Below are 15654 nucleotides of genomic sequence, written 5' to 3' on the forward strand. Positions count from 1 at the left end.
CCGAGGCGGACGAGTTATATGTGCTGGAATCGGAAAAAGGATCCAGGCAGATGACGCGTCCGGCCCGCCGCCGGGGCGGCCATGCCCGCCAGCGCGGTATTTCCGATGAGCAGGTCTGTATCCCGGTGGCGCGCGATCGTACAGGCCAGACCCTCGATTTCGTCGCTGGCAAAGGGGCGTTGACGAAGGCACAGCTGCACCGCTGTTTGTTGCCCGTCATCGATAAGGATGTCCTGCTGGTAACGGATGGCCATGCCGCCTACCGGGCGTTTGCCAGGGAAGCGGGCATCAGCCACCAGGCCGTCAACTTGCGCGCCGGCATCCGTGTGCAGGGCGCCGCGCATGTGCAGAACGTCAATGCGTATCACAGCCGTCTGCGGGACTGGCTGCGGCCCTTTCGCGGCGTGGCGACGCGCTACCTGCCGAATTACCTGGGCTGGCGCTGGATACTCGACGCCAGGCGTATCCGCTCACCAGAAACGTTATTGAAAGCAACGCTGGGAGCATTCCCACATTTGACGGTGACATAGCCAAAATTATCCCATTGCAATTTCTGTATCAGGCGGCCGGCCGTCCCGTCCCCTGCAAGGGGATCTGCAGGGCCAGCCGGCAACCGGCGCCCGAGGCCGGCACACCGACCTCGAACTGCCCGCCCAGCGCCGTCACGCGCTCGGCGATGCCGATCAGGCCAAAGCACTGCTTCTTGCGCTGCTGCTGCGGCGTGATGCCGATGCCGTTGTCGCTGATGGCCACGTACACGGCGCAGGCATCCGAACTGAGTTCGATCTCGACCTGGCTGGCCTGGGCATGGCGCATGACGTTGCTGAGCGCTTCCTGCACGATGCGGAACAGCACGATCTCGACCTGGCTGCCGATGGCGGAAAACAATGCCTCGTCGCGTATCAGCAGCTGGCAAGCGACGCCGCTGCGCTTGCGGAAGTCGCCCACCTGCCATTCGATGGCGGCTTGCAAGCCCAGGTCCAGCGCCATCGGGCGCAGCTCGTTCATGATGCCGCGCACGCTCTTGATGGTGGTGTCGACGTTGCTGAGCACGGCGCCGACCCGGCGGTGCAGGCGCGGATGGGAGCCTTCCGTGCGCGCGCTGAGCATGGAAATATCGATGCGCAGCGCCAGCAGGTTTTGCCCCAGTTCATCGTGGATATCGCGCGAAATGCGCTTGCGCTCGTCTTCCTTGGCCGTTTCCAGGTGCAGCGCCAGCTGGCGCAGCTGCGCATGCGACTGGCGCAGGGCGCCATCCATCAGCTTGCGTTCGGTGATGTCCGTATGCGCCACCACCACGCGCAGCGGCCCTTCGCCGAGGAAACGACTGATCCTGGCCTGCGACCAGCGGGGACCCGAGCGCGTGGCAAACTCATACTCGAGCGCAAACGTGTCCGCGTTGCCGGCGATGACGGAGCGGATGCCGGCGGCCAGCTCGCGCCCGGCGCTGCGCTGCCAGCGCGGGTCCGTGTCGCAAAATTCCAGGTAGTGCAGCGGCTGCGGCGTTTGCCCGACGAAGGCCAGGCAAGCCTGGTTGGCATGCACGACGCGGCCCGACCGGTCCAGCACCAGCACCCGGTCCGTCAGGGAATCGATGGTGGCGTGAAAGAAGCGCTCGGCATCGCGCAAGGCTTCCTGCGCCCGCTCGCGCTGGTGCACTTCCAGCTGCAGGTGCTGGTTGGCCCGCAGCAATTCGGCCGTGCGGTCGACCACCCGCTGGTCCAGCTCGCGGTGCAGTTCGCGCAAGTCCGCCTCGGCCAGCTTGCGCTCGGTGATATCGGAAAACACGCCGACAAAATGGCTGATCGCGCCATCCGGGCTGCGCATCGGCGTGATCGACAGCGATTCGACGAAGCGCTCGCCATTCTTGCGCCGGTTCACCAGTTCGCCATACCAGCTGCCATCCTGGTGCAGGCTGCGCCACATGGCTTCATAAAAATGCGGCAGATGCGTGCCGCCGCCGAGGAAGGACGGATCGCGGCCGATGGCTTCCTCCGCCTGGTAGCCGGTGATGGTGGTGAACGCGGGGTTGACGGAAATGATGCGGTTGGCGCTGTCCGTCACCAGCACGCCTTCGCGTATGCTGTCGAGTATCACGAAGGCCCGCCGCAAGGCCGATTCGCGCGCGTGCTCGTCGCCCAGGTCCGTCACCAGCATGCGCGCCGTGGCGCTGTCCGCATCGTAATTGGCTTCGATGCGCACCATGCCGCACATGCCGCCCGCTTCGCCTTCGAACAGCGGCGCTTCGAGCACCTGGCGCGCGCCGCCGGTGAAGACGGCGTCGAGGAAGCGCCGGAAGCCGCCCTGCGCCTGGGGGGCGACGAATTGCTCGAAACGCCGTCCCAGCAGCCGGTTCTTATCACGTTGCAACAAGCCGCAGGCCGCCACGTTGACACGCGTGATCACGCCTTCGCGCGCCAGCGAAAAGTAACTGACGGGCGCCTGTTCATACAGCTGCGCATAACGGTCGCGGCTGCTTTCAAATTCGTTTTTCAGCTGTTCCAGCTCGGCCAGGGCCGCGCTCTGCATTTCCAGCTCGATCTGGCTGACCTGCAACTCATGCAACTGACGCATCACGTCTTCATTCGACTGCGGCACGGGCTGGCGCTGCTCCGCGGCCAATTGCTCCGCCTGCTCTCTCAGGCGGGCCGGCGCGCTGCCGTCGAATGGTTCGCTCATGACGCGTGCTCGCCGCTACTGCCGCCGGCCACGGCGCCGGACTGGATCTGGCGCAGCTGGGCTTCCAGCAGTTTCGACTCTGTAATGTTGATGAAGGTCACCACCACGCCATCGATCACATTTTCGATCGTGCGGTACGGCATGATGCGCACGTTGTACCAGCGCCCCGTCTTGGTTTCCACTTGCCGCTCGCAAAACACCAGGCTGCGGATCACTTCCAGCGCATCGTCTTCCAGGCCCGGATAATCGAGGTCGTTGACGATGTCGCTGAGCGGACGGCGCAAGTCCGTCTGGATCAGCTTATAGATTTGCGTGGCCGGCGCCGTGAAGCGGCGGATGCGCAGGTCGCTGTCGAGGAAAATGGTGGCGATATCGGTACTATTGAGCAGATTCTTCATGTCGCTATTGACCAGCGACAAATCATCGACCTTCGATTGCAGCTCGGCATTGACCGTGTACAACTCTTCGTTGAGCGACTGCATCTCTTCCTTCGACGTGGTCAGCTCCTCGTTCGTCGATTGCAGCTCTTCATTGGTCGACTGCAGTTCTTCGTTGGCCGATTTGAGTTCCTCGCGCGACGTCTGCATCTCGTCGCGCACGGCCTGGATTTCATTGCGCGCCTGCGCCAGTTGCTGTTCCAGTTCCAGCACCTTGGGGTTCGGCGAGCGGCCGCGGCGCGCCTCGGCCACCAGCGGCGCGCTGGCAAACGTGACAAACACCATGCCGCGCAAGGATTCAGGCTGGCTCAGCGCTTCCGCACTCAGGTCGACGCCCAGCGACTGTCCCAGGTGATCCTTGACCACCAGCCCCTTCAGGCGCACCACCCTCTCGCTCTGCAAGGCTTCCTTGATGAGGCCAGCCAGCTCGTAGCGCAAGCCTTCGCGCGCCATCGCATGGATATTCCAGTTGGCCTTGCCGGCTGCCGGTTCGAGGAAGGCGCCCGTGCGCCCGTTGATGTACAGGATGTCGCCATCCTGGTTCAGCAGCGCGGCAGCCGGTGAATATTTCTGGAGCAATAATTGCTCGACATGGGATTGAATCTTTCCAGTCATGCTGACTTCTCTCGTGTCGCTAGGTGTAGGGGGGGATGCCAACGATACCTTGGTGGGGAAATACGTGGGCAGGCGCTGACGCGCCAGGTTGTCGAGGCGGCGGTACAGCCGGGTCGACGTGGTCAGCGGTGAAAACAGGTCGGAAAAATGACCGGGCGTGTCGGCGCTGCCTAGCAGCAAAATCCCGTCGCGGTTCAAGGCGTAATGAAACAGGGGTATCAAACGCTGCTGCAGCTTGGCATTGAGATAAATCAACAAATTGCGGCAGCACAGGATGTCGAGCTTGGTGAACGGCGGGTCCGAAATGATGTTTTGCTGGGCAAAGATGATCGTGTTGCGTATCTCTTTTTTCACGTGATAATCGTTCTTGTCGCGCAAGAAGAAACGCCCGAGGCGTTCGGCCGACACGTCGCTGCTGATGCTGTGCGGAAAGCGTCCCTGGCGCGCGCGGTCGATGGCGTCGGCCGACAGGTCGGTGGCGAAGATCTGCAGACTGTACTTCGACGGCGGATTGATGCTGGCCACCACTTCATGGAACACCATGGCCAGCGAATACGCTTCCTCGCCCGTGGAGCAGGCGGGCACCCAGGCCTTGAACGCGCGTCCGTCCGGATGGGCCGCCAGCAATTGCGGCAAGGCGACCATCTTCAGGTATTCCCACACTTTCGGGTCGCGGAAGAAACTCGTCACGCCGATCAGCAATTCCTTGAACAGCAAGTCGATTTCGGTGGGATTGGCGCGCAAGTACGGCACGTATTCTTCCATCGACGTCATTTGATACAAGCTCATGCGCCGCTCGATGCGCCGCAGCACCGTGTTGATCTTGTAATCCGTAAAACTGTTGCCCGTGTGTTCGGACAGCAAGGCGACAATTTCCTGCAAGGAATTTCGCCCGTTCGGTTCATGGCCCGGCAAGCTGAGGAAGCTGCTGCGGAACAGATAGGTGATGATCTTGTCCGGCATCTTGTCGGGAAAGTCGACCAGGTCCACCACTTCCGCGGCAATCGCGCTTTGCGGCATCATGTCGAACTTGGCCGTGTCCGGATGCTGGGCCAGGGTCAGGCCCCCTGCCTGCTTGATCGCCTGCAAGCCGCGCGTGCCATCGTTGCCCATGCCGGAAAAAATCACGCCCACGGCCAGTTCGCCCAGTTCGCTTGCGAGGCTTTCGAAAAAGGTGTTGATGGGCAAGCGGTGCCCGCGCAGCTGCACCGGTTCGCTGAGCACGAAACGCCCCTTGGACAAGCCCAGGTCGGCATTCGACGGTATCACATAGATATGGTTGGGCCGCAACTCCGCCTGGTGCGTGATTTCCGTGACGGGGATGCTGGTGGCGCGCTGCAGCAGTTCCGGCAGCATGGCCTTTTGCGTGGGATCAAGATGCTGGATCACCACATAGGCAATCCCGCTCTCCTGCGGCACGTTCGCCAGGAAGGCAACGATGGGATCGAGTCCGCCGGCGGATGCGCCGATGGCCACCACGGGGAAAACGATGGTGGCCACTTCAGGGACGGAAGCATTGCTGTGTTTACTGCGTGTCATCTTCTGCAAGAGTGCAGCCACGGCCAAAGCGTCAGGCTGGGAATTGATAATCTTGCATTCTAGCACTCAAGATGCGCGGCAAAACACGAATTTGGCGCAGGGCTTTTCCCTGCGCCAGGCTGCCCCCTAGCCGTCCCCTTTACTGCGCCTGCGGCACGTGCCAGCCGCCGCCCAGCGACTGGATCAGGGCCACGGCCGTCGTCTGGCGGTCCGCCTGCGCCTGCACCAGCGAACGGCGCGCCGACAGGGCCGTCACTTGCGCCGTCACCACGTCCGTATAGCCGACCTGGCCCGCGTTGTAGCGGTTCAGCATCTGCTGCTCGACCTGGTCGGCGGCGGATGACGCCTGCTGGCGCAGGGCCAGCTGTTCGGCCAGCGCGCGCGTGGCCGACAACTGGTCTTCCACGGCGCCAAAGGCACTCAATACCGTCTGGCGGTAGCGCGCCACGGCCGCCTCGTGTCCCGCCTTGGCCGCATCCACGCTGGCCGTGGTGGCGCCCGCGTTGAACAGGGTTTGCGCGGCCGACACGCCCAGCGACCACAGGCTCGATGAGGCATTGAACAGGTCGCCCACCTTGCTGGCGCCGGAACCGTAGGAACCCGTCAGGTTCAGGCTCGGGTAATACGCGGAACGGGCGATGCCGATCTGCTCGTTGGCCACGGCCACCCGGCGCTCGGCGGCGGCGATGTCGGGACGGCGCTGCAGCAGCGTCGACGGCACGCCCAACGGCACTTCGGGCACGGTCAGGGTCCACGGCGCCACGGCCAGGCTGAAGTCGGACGGCGCGCGGCCCAAAAGTATCGCGATCGCATGTTCCAGCTGCGCGCGTGAACGCGTCTGGCTGGACAGGTCGATCTGCGCATTGGCCAGCTGCGTCTGCGCCTGCAGCAGGTCGGACTTGGCGGCGATGCCCGAATTGAAGCGGTTGCTGGTGATGTCAAGCACGCGCTTGTAGCCATCGATGGTGGCATTCAGCAGCGCGATCTGCGCATCGCTCTGGCGCAGCGAAAAGTAATTGGTGGCCAGTTCGCCCTGCGCCGACAGGCGGGCGGCGGCCAGGTCGGCCGCACTGGCACTGGCGCTGGCGTCCGCCCCCGTCACGCCGGCGCGCAGCTTGCCCCACACGTCCGGTTCCCACGACGCGCCGATGGCGGCCTTGAAGTTGTTGTTGGTCTGCTGCTCGCCCCCGCCGCCCGAGCGGGCGCCGCTGCCCGTCAGGTTCACGGTGGGGAACAGCGAGGCGCGCTGTTCGCGCACCAGCGCGCGCGCCTGCTCGTAGGAAGCGATGGCGGCGGCCACGTTCTGGTTCGAGATGTCGATGCCTTCGGCCAGCTGGTTCAATTGCGCGTCGCCGAACAGGGTCCACCACGGTCCCCGCTCCAGGGTGTCGGCCGGCACGGCAGGCTGCCAGCCGGCCGCCTCCTTGAACGTTTGCGGCGCGGCGGCCGTCGGCGTTTCATACGCGGGGCTGACGGCGCAGCCGGCCAGCAGGAGGACGGCGGTAGCCACGCCCAGTGCCAGCAGGTGGCGTGCAGGGACGGTCGATACGATAGGTTTTACTTGCTTCATGATTGTGTGCTCGGGTTATCTGGCCCAGGAATGCGGCTCAATTGCTGCTCGTCGGCGCTGCGCGTGCGCAGCTTGTCGAGCAGGATGTAGACCACCGGGGTGGTCAGCAATGTGAGTAACTGGCTGGCAATCAGGCCGCCGATGATGGCGACCCCCAAGGGCTGGCGTAGCTCTGACCCCTCGCCGAAACCGATCGCCAGCGGCAAGGCGCCAAGCGCCGCCGCCAGGGTGGTCATCAGAATGGGGCGGAAACGCAGCAAACAAGCCTCGCGCACCGCTTCCACAGCTGTCAGCCCGCGCGAACGCTCGGCCTCCAGCGCGAAGTCGATGATCAATATAGCATTTTTCTTGACGATACCGATCAACAGGAACACGCCGATCAGGGCGATGATGGAAAACTCCATGCGGAACAGCAGCAGTGCCAGCACGGCGCCCACCCCCGCCGACGGCAAGGTCGACAGCACGGTGACGGGATGGATCAGGCTTTCGTACAGGATGCCCAGCACGATGTAGATCACCACGATGGCCGCCAGGATCAGCAGCGGCTGCTCCTTGTTGCTGTCCTGCGCGCTCTTCGCCGAACCCTGGAAGCTGCCGCGCACGTTCACCGGCATGCCGATTTCCGACTCCGCCTGGGCCACGGCAGCCTGGCCGTCGCTGAGCGGATAGCCGTCGGCCAGGTTGAACGACACGGTGGTGGCCAGTTCGCCGCCCTGGTGGTTGATCGACGTCGCCGTCGAGCTTTCCGCGAAGCTGCTGAACGACGACAGCGGCACCATCTTCGCCAGGGTGGTGCTCAAGGCCGAGCCGCTGGACGGGTCGCGCGCCGCCGTCGTATTGGACGTCGTCGCCGCCACGCTGGTGCTGGCCGCGGCGGTGCTGGCGGCCGTCGTCCCGGTGGCGGCGACGGCGGCCGCATTCGACGCGGGCACGTACACGGAGCGCAGCGCTTCCGGGCTTTGCGCGTAGCGGGGCGCCACTTCCATGATTACGTGATACTGGTTCAGCTCATCGTAGATGGTCGCCACCTGGCGCTGGCCGAAGCTGTTGTACAGCGCATTGTCGATATCCTTCACCTGCACGCCCAGCTGCGTGGCGCGGTCCTTGTCGATGCTGACAAACGTTTCCACGCCATTTTCCGCCTGGTCCGTGTCCACGTCGATCAGGGCTGGCTGCAGCTTCATCTGGTCGGCCAGTTTCGCCGCCCATTTCTTCAAGTCCGCCTGGTTGTCGCTGATCAGGGTGTACTGGTACGTGGAATTGCTGGAGCGCCCGCCCATGCGCAAATCCTGCACGGGGTTGAGGAACAGCGAAATGCCCGTCACCTTGGCCAGTTGCGGGCGCAGGCGGGCGATCACAGCTTGCCCCTTGTCCGTGCGCTGCGAGGCCGGCTTCAAGTCGATGAACATGAAGCCGCCCCCCGCCCTGCCGCCGCCCGTGAACCCGACGACGGTGGCGACGGCCGGATCGTCCTTGATGATGTCGACCAGCTGGCGCAATTTGGCCTGCATGGCCTGGAACGAGATGCTCTGGTCGGCGCGCATGCCGCCATTGATCTGGCCCGTGTCCTGCTGCGGGAAGAAGCCCTTGGGCGCGGCCGCGAACAGGTACACGTTCAGGCCGACGACGAACACGAGGATCGTCATCACGAGAGCGGCGCTCGACAAGGCCCAGTCCAGGCAGTGTTCATACACGTTCAGCATGCGCTCGAAACCCCGCTCGAACCAGCGCGCGACGACGCCTGGCGGCTTGTGCTGCTCGCCGCTCTTCAGCAGCCAGGCGCACATCATCGGCGTGGTGGTGAGCGAGATGACGAGCGAAATCATCACGGCGGCCGACAGGGTCACGGCGAATTCGCGGAACAGCCGCCCCACCTGGCCGCCCATGAACAGCAGCGGGATGAAGACGGCCACCAGCGACAGGCTGATCGACAGCACCGTAAAGCCCACTTCGCGCGCGCCCAGCAGGGCCGCCTTGAAACGGTCCATGCCCGCCTCGATGTGGCGCTGCGTATTTTCCAGCACCACGATGGCATCATCGACGACAAAGCCCGTGGCCACCGTGAGCGCCATCAAGGAAAGGTTATTTAGCGAAAATCCCAGCATGTACATCACGCCGAAAGTGCCCAGCAGCGAGACGATGGTGGCCACGGCGGGGATGATGGTGGCGCGCACGCTGCGCAAAAAGGCGCTGACCACCAGCACGACGAGCACGATGGACAGGATCAGCGTGAACTCGATCTCGTGCAGGGACGAGCGGATGGAATTGGTGCTGTCGGACGCCACCTGCAGCTTGATGTCGCCGGGCAGCTGCGCCTGCAGTTGCGGCAGCAGCGCGCGCACGCCGTCCACCGTGGCGATGACGTTGGCGCCGGGCTGGCGCGTGATCAGCACGATGACGGCCGGGTCGCCATTGAACAGGCCCAGGGTATTGCTGTTTTCCACGCCGTCGACCACTTCGGCCACGTCGTCGAGGCGGATGGCGGCGCCGTCGCGCCAGGCCACCACCAGGCTGCGGTAATCGGCGGCGCTGCGCCCGCCCGACGCCGTCGCCGCGCCCGAATAGATCTGCAGGCTGCGCTCGTCGCCGGAAATCGCCCCTTTCGGGCGGTTGGCGTTGCTGGCCTGGATGGCCGCGCGCACGTCTTCCATCGATACGGCATAGTGATTGAGCTGGTACGGCAGCAATTCCACGCGCACGGCCGGCAGCGAGCCGCCGCCCAGTTCCACGTCGCCCACCCCCTTCACTTGCGCCACTTTCTGCTGCACCAGGTTCGACACGGCGTCGTAGATCTGGCCCGGCGTGCGCGTTTTCGACGTCAGCGCCAGGATGATCACGGGCGCGTCGGACGGATTGGCCTTGCGGTAGGTCGGGTTGCTGCGCAGGGTGGCCGGCAAGTCCACGCGCGAAGCGGCAATCGCTGCCTGCACTTCGCGCGCGGCCGAATCGATCTTGCGGTTCAAGTCGAACTGCAGATTGATGCGCGCCGAGCCCGTGCCCGACGACGACGTCATCTCGTTCACGCCCGAAATCACGCCCAGGCGCCGTTCCAGCGGCGTGGCCACCGACGTGGCCATGGTCGCGGGGCTGGCGCCGGGCAGGCTGGCGCTGACGGAAATGGTCGGATAATCGACCTGCGGCAGCGGCGAGACGGGCAGCACGAAGAAGGCGCCGATCCCGGCCAGCGCGATGCCGATGGTCAGCAGCACGGTGGCGATGGGGCGCTTGACGAACGGTTCGGACAGGTTCACGCGGCGCTCCCCGCGTTATCGGCCGGCTTGTCCAGGTTCACCGCGGGCGTCTTGCGCGCAAAGCGCTGGCCCAGGCGGTCGAAGCCCAGGTAGATGACGGGCGTGGTAAACAGGGTCAGCACCTGGCTGACGATCAAGCCGCCGAAGATGGCCAGGCCCAGCGGACGGCGCAACTCGGCGCCCTCGCCCCAGCCCAGCATCAGCGGCACGGCCGCGAACAGGGCCGCCAGGGTCGTCATCAAAATCGGGCGGAAGCGCAGCAGCGCCGCCTGGTGGATGGCTTCCTGCGGGCTTTTCCCTTCATCGCGCTCGGCTTCGATGGCGAAGTCGATCATCATGATGGCGTTCTTCTTGACGATGCCGATCAGGAGGATGATGCCGATGATGCCGATCACGCCCAGGTCTTGCCCGGAAATCATCAGCGCCAGCAAGGCGCCCACGCCGGCCGACGGCAGGGTCGACAAAATCGTCAGCGGGTGGATGTAGCTTTCGTACAGCACGCCCAGCACGATGTACACGCAGACGACGGCGGCCAGAATGAGCCACAGCTGGTTCGACAGCGAGTTTTCATACGCGCCGGCCGCGCCGAGGAAGGTCAAGGTCACCGATGGCGGCAAGGCGATGTCTTTCGCCGCCTGGCGGATGGCGTCGACGGCGCTGCCCAGGGCCACGCCTTGCGTCGCATCAAAGCCCAGCGTCGTGGCCGGGTATTGCGCCACGTGCGTGATTTGCAGCGGCGCCTGTTTTTCGCTGACGCTGGCAAAAGCGGACAGCGGCGTCGACTTGCCGGAACCCGTGCGCACCTGCAGGTCCGACAGGTCGGACGGCGTCGTGACGATGCCCGGCTGCGCTTCGAGGATCACGCGGTACTGGTTGGTTTCCGTGAAAATCGTCGAAATGATGCGCTGGCCGAAGGCGTTGTACAGCGCATCATCGACGGTAGCCGTGGTGACGGACATGCGCGCGGCGCTGTCGCGGTCGATGGCGACCGTCACGGCGGCGCCCGTGGCGCCCGCGTCCGTGACGACGTTGCGCAGCTGCGTTTTTTCGCGCATGCGCGCCGCCAGCTTGCCGGCCCACTCGGTGACGGTGGCCGTGTCGGCCCCTTCGAGCGAGACGCGGTACTGCGTCGGCCCCGATTCCGCATCGATGGTCAGATCCTGCGTCGGCTGCAGATACAGGGTCACGCCGGCCACCTTCGCCACGCGGTCGCGCAGGCGCTCCATGATCTCGTCCTGGCTGCCGCTGCGCGGACGCTTGAGATTGATCAGCATGCTACCCGTGTGCAGCATGGTATTGTTGGCCGCATCGACGCCGACGAGGGAACTCAAGGTATCGACAGCGGGGTCTTCCAGCAGCGCGCTGGCGGCTGCCTGCTGCAAGGTGGCCATGCGCTCGTACGAGACGGCTTGCGAGGTTTCGATGCGCGCCTGCAGCTGGCCCGTGTCCTGCGTGGGGAACAGGCCTTTCGGAATCGTGATGTACAGGATGACGGTCAGCAGCAAGGTGGCCAGGGCGACGAGCAAGGTCAGGCCCTGGCGTTTCAAGACCCACACGAGGGCATGGTCGTACTGCACGATCACCTTGTCGAGGAACGCCTGGATGCGCTGGCCCGTGGCGCTGATCTTTTCATCGGCGTGGCTCTTCAGCCAGCGCGCCGACATCATCGGCACCAGGGTGAGCGAGACCACGGCGGAAATCAGGATCGTGATGGCCAGGGTCATGGCGAATTCGCGGAACAAGCGGCCCACCACGTCGCCCATGAACAGCAGGGGAATGAGCACGGCGATCAGGGAGACCGTCAGCGAGATGATGGTAAAGCCGATCTGCGACGCGCCTTTCAGGGCGGCGGCCATCGGCGTTTCGCCCTCCTCGATGTAGCGGGCGATGTTTTCGATCATGACGATGGCGTCATCGACGACGAAGCCCGTGGCGATCGTCAGCGCCATCAGGGACAGGTTGTTCAGGCTGTAGCCGAGCAGATACATGACGCCGCAGGCGCCGATCAGCGAAATCGGCACGGACAGGCTGGCGATCACGGTGGCGCGCATGCTGTGCAGGAAGGCGAAGATCACCAGCACCACCAGCAGCACGGATAGCAGCAGTTCCATTTCCACGTGTTCGACGGAAGCGCGGATGCCCGTCGTGCGGTCGCTCAGCACTTCGAGCTTCATGGCCGCCGGCAGGCTGGCCTGCAGGTCGGGCAGCAGGGCCTTGATGGCGTCGACCGTCTTGATGACGTTGGCGCCGGGCTGGCGCTGCACGTTCAGAATGATGGCCGGCTGCTTGCCGGACCAGGCGCCCAGGCGCGTGTTTTCCGCGCTGTCGACGACATTGGCCACGTCGGACAGGCGCACGGGCGCGCCGTTTTTATAGGTGATGATCAGGCGCTTGTAGTCTTCCGCCGTCACGAGTTGATCGTTCGCGTTGATGGTGAAGGAGCGCGTGGGGCCGTCGAAACTGCCCTTGGCGCTGTTGACGTTGGCCGCCGCGATGGCCGTGCGCAGGCTGTCGAGACCCAGGCCGTACGAGGCCAGCAATTTGGTGTCGCCCTGGATGCGCACGGCGGGACGCTGGCCGCCCGACAGCGACACGAGGCCCACGCCATTGACCTGGCTGATTTTCAGCGCCAGGCGCGTGTTGACGATGTTTTGCACCTGCGTCAGCGGCATCGTGTCCGAGGTAATCGCCAGGGTCAGCACGGGCGCGTCGGCCGGGTTGATCTTCGCGTACACGGGCGGCGCCGGCAAGTCGGTGGGCAACAGCGAGCCGCCCGCGTTGATGGCCGCCTGCACTTCCTGCTCGGCCACGTCCAGGGTCTGGCCCAGCGTGAATTGCAGGGTGATGAGGGAGACGCCGGCCGCGCTGGTGGAACTCATGCGCTGCAAGCCCGACATCTGCCCGAACTGGCGCTCCAGCGGCGCCGTCACGGTCTGTCCCATGACTTCGGGACTGGCGCCCGGGTACAGGGTCTGCACCTGGATGGTGGGGAAGTCCACCTGCGGCAAGGCGGCCAGCGGCAGGAACTTGAAGCCAACCAGCCCCGCCAGCACGATGGCCAGCATCAGCAGCGCCGTGGCGACGGGGCGCTTGATGAAGGGAGTCGATGGACTCATTGCGCTGCGCCCTTCGCCGGCGCAGTAGCTGGCACTGCGGCTGGCGCGGATGCCGATGCGGACGCCGAGGCGCTGGCCGCGCCGTCAGCGTGCTGGCGGCGGTGGCGGCGTTCGCCGTTCGCCCCGGCGGCACCGGCGCCGCCCATGGCAGGCTTGTCGCCCGCCAGGGTGACTTTCGCGCCTTCCTTCAGGCGGTCGGCGCCTTCCGTGATGACTTGCTCTCCCGCTTCCAGGCCAGCGCGGATTTCCACCATGTCGGTGGTCGCCTGGCCCCGCGTGACCATGCGCACGGTAACGGTCTTGTCCGCTTTCAGCACATACACGAAGTCGCCGTTGTTGCTGTGGCGCAAGGCCGTCACGGGCACCAGCACGGCGCCCGTGATGTTGCCCAGTTCCAGGCGCACGTTGACGAACTGGCTGGGGAACAGGGCCATCTTGTCGTTCGTGTAGCGGGCCTTGGCGCGCACGGTGCCCGTCTGCACGTCGACCTGGTTGTCGAGCGCCGTCAGGCTGCCCTTGTCCAGGGTATGCGTGCGCGTGCGGTCCAGCGCCAGCGCCGCCAGGGCCGTGCCGCCATTCAGGCGTTCCTGGATGGTCTGCACCTTATCCTGCGGCACGGAAAATTCCACGTCGATGGGCGACAGCTGCGTCACCACCACCACGCCGCCCGTGTCGCTGGTGCTCACCAGGTTGCCGATATCGACCACCTTCAAGCCCGCGCGGCCGCTGATCGGCGACACCACCTTGGTGTAGCCCAGGTTCAGCCTGGCCGTGCCTTCGGCGGCGCGGTCCGTCATCACGGTACCTTCCAACTGTTTGACCAGGGCGGCCTGCGTGTCGACATCCTGGCGGGCGATGGAATCCTGGCCCAGCAGGGTTTGATAGCGTTTCAGGGTCAGGCGCGCGTTTTCCAGCTGCGCTTCATCGCGCTGGCGCTGGCCCGTGGCCTGCATCAGCGCCATCTCGAACTGGGCCGGGTCGATCTGCGCCACCACCTGGCCCGCCTTGACCATGCCGCCTTCCTTGAATTTCAACTCCTTCAAAATGCCCGACACTTGCGGGCGCACCGTCACGGTGGACGCGGCCGTCACCGTGCCCAGCGCATCGAGCACCACGGGCAAGTCGGATTTCACGGCCGTGGCCACGCCCACGGTGGTCGAGGGGCCGCCGCGGCGCCCGCCCGGGCCTCCCGGCCCTCCGGGGCCACCGGCGCCGGGCTGCGCGCTGACGCCCGAATGGGTCAGGTACCAGGCACCGCCCCCCAGCGCAGCCATCACGGCCAGCGCGATGACCGTGCCGACGATTTTCGAACGGCGGCTGCGCCGCGGGGTGTTGGGTGTAGTCTGCGAATCCATCGCTTATCCTTGTCTAGGCCGCTGGCACGGCGAGTCTGTGGCGCCGGCCGAGGTGGAACACACTCAGGCCGGACAACCGTTTTTCGGGGTTGTTTCGGTACAAAGCCGGGGGAGTCAAGAGCTGAAAGTCAGCTGAAAAAACATCGCTCCCTAGCGTGAAACGACTCTAGCATAGTCATGTAACTGTTTCATTTCTACTTGAAACAATTACACACAGCCTGGCAGGCATGGAAGGATCAGGCGGGCCGGCAGGCACGCCGCCCCTGTGGGGGAACGGTGGAAGAATCAGGCTTGCGGGGCGTCGCGCCCCGGCGCCGGCGGCGCGCGGGCGACTCGCATGCAGATACAAACTCGCTACAAATCTCCCGCCAGCCGGCTTGACCTGGCGCCGCGCAGGCCGTTGGCGCTTACAGCGTCATGCCGAGGATGACATCCTGATAGTCGGTGCGGCCCACGCGGAAGGTGCGCCGGCCCACCTGCGCAAAGCCGCAGCGCGCATAAAACGCCAGCGCATCGTGGTTTTCCGCGTACACGCCCAGCAGCACCCTTCCCGCCCCGCCGGCGCGCGCCTGTTCCACGGCCGCCTGCATCAGGCGCTGGCCCACGCGCTGCCCCTGGAAGCGGTGCAGCAGGTAGATGCGCTTGATTTCCAGGTCGTCCGGCCGCGGGTCGGCCACCGGCAGGCCGGCGGGACTGAGGACCAGGTAGCCGACGGGCGCGCCGCCAGGCGTGGCCTCGGCCAGCCACAGGCGCATGGCCGGCAGCGCCAGCCAGTCGCGGTACAGCTGCGCGTCGTGCTGGCGCTGGCAGTGGGCGATGACGTCGGCGCCATCGAGGATGCCGGCGAACGCTTCCAGGAAGGTCGCTTGCCCCACCAGCGCCAGCGCCAGCTCGTCGCCCTTGGCGCAGGGGCGGATGGTGATGGCCGTGTCGGTTTTTTCGTTCATGTCGCTTGCCATGCCTTGCTCCTGATGTGAAACAAGCCGGGCGAAGCCGGCTTGGGTATGTCATCTATATTGCCGTGTAACGCCTGACAAAATCGTAGCGAGCGAAGATGAGTTGTGACCGAGAAGCGGAGCTGTGCTTGAGCAC

General features: G+C 65.1%; 8 protein-coding genes. 1 reads left to right on the forward strand and 7 read right to left on the reverse strand.

All coding sequences use genetic code 11. From position 1 onward, the window contains the following. On the forward strand, positions 1 to 530 hold a 530-nt coding region (locus OX460_RS08575), incomplete at its 5' end, for an IS1595 family transposase (RefSeq protein ID WP_289898428.1). A 28-nt stretch (positions 531 to 558) separates the two neighbouring features. Here the strand turns inward: OX460_RS08575 and OX460_RS08580 are convergent. The 7 genes from OX460_RS08580 to OX460_RS08610 form a co-directional block, all read right to left on the reverse strand. Further along, complete coding sequence (locus OX460_RS08580; RefSeq protein WP_257218935.1) at positions 559 to 2679, reverse strand: PAS domain S-box protein; 2121 nt, start codon at positions 2677 to 2679, stop codon at positions 559 to 561. Further along, positions 2676 to 5270 (reverse strand): chemotaxis protein CheB, encoded by a 2595-nt coding sequence (locus OX460_RS08585; RefSeq protein ID WP_289898429.1) that lies wholly within the window; start codon positions 5268 to 5270, stop codon positions 2676 to 2678. The genes OX460_RS08580 and OX460_RS08585 overlap by 4 nt, the downstream gene beginning before the upstream one ends. Positions 5271 to 5409: 139 nt before the next feature. Beyond that, the gene (locus OX460_RS08590) at positions 5410 to 6840 is read right to left on the reverse strand and encodes an efflux transporter outer membrane subunit (protein ID WP_289898430.1); all 1431 of its coding nucleotides are present in this window, start codon (positions 6838 to 6840) and stop codon (positions 5410 to 5412) included. Then, entirely contained in the window at positions 6837 to 10091 is a 3255-nt protein-coding gene (locus OX460_RS08595; RefSeq protein WP_289898431.1) for an efflux RND transporter permease subunit, read from the reverse strand. Before OX460_RS08595 ends, OX460_RS08590 begins: the two co-directional genes overlap by 4 nt. Next, positions 10088 to 13207, reverse strand: a complete 3120-nt coding sequence (locus OX460_RS08600) for an efflux RND transporter permease subunit (protein ID WP_289898432.1) — start codon at positions 13205 to 13207, stop codon at positions 10088 to 10090. Before OX460_RS08600 ends, OX460_RS08595 begins: the two co-directional genes overlap by 4 nt. Continuing rightward, a complete protein-coding gene (locus OX460_RS08605; protein ID WP_289898433.1) occupies positions 13204 to 14562 on the reverse strand; it encodes an efflux RND transporter periplasmic adaptor subunit in 1359 nt (452 codons plus the stop codon). Before OX460_RS08605 ends, OX460_RS08600 begins: the two co-directional genes overlap by 4 nt. 407 nt (positions 14563 to 14969) lie before the next feature. Beyond that, positions 14970 to 15509, reverse strand: coding sequence for a GNAT family N-acetyltransferase (locus OX460_RS08610; RefSeq protein WP_289898434.1), 540 nt, complete (start codon positions 15507 to 15509; stop codon positions 14970 to 14972). Positions 15510 to 15654: the final 145 nt, after the last annotated feature.

Source organism: Janthinobacterium sp. SUN033, assembly GCF_030397595.1.
Classification (GTDB): domain Bacteria; phylum Pseudomonadota; class Gammaproteobacteria; order Burkholderiales; family Burkholderiaceae_D; genus Janthinobacterium; species Janthinobacterium kumbetense.

Excerpts from the sequence above, each read along its gene's own strand:
- OX460_RS08580 (WP_257218935.1), bottom strand. The coding sequence starts at position 2,679 with ATGAGCGAACCATTCGACGGCAGCGCGCCGGCCCGCCTGAGAGAGCAG.
- OX460_RS08585 (WP_289898429.1), bottom strand. The coding sequence starts at position 5,270 with ATGACACGCAGTAAACACAGCAATGCTTCCGTCCCTGAAGTGGCCACC.
- OX460_RS08590 (WP_289898430.1), bottom strand. The coding sequence starts at position 6,840 with ATGAAGCAAGTAAAACCTATCGTATCGACCGTCCCTGCACGCCACCTG.
- OX460_RS08600 (WP_289898432.1), bottom strand. The coding sequence starts at position 13,207 with ATGAGTCCATCGACTCCCTTCATCAAGCGCCCCGTCGCCACGGCGCTG.
- OX460_RS08605 (WP_289898433.1), bottom strand. The coding sequence starts at position 14,562 with ATGGATTCGCAGACTACACCCAACACCCCGCGGCGCAGCCGCCGTTCG.
- OX460_RS08610 (WP_289898434.1), bottom strand. The coding sequence starts at position 15,509 with ATGAACGAAAAAACCGACACGGCCATCACCATCCGCCCCTGCGCCAAG.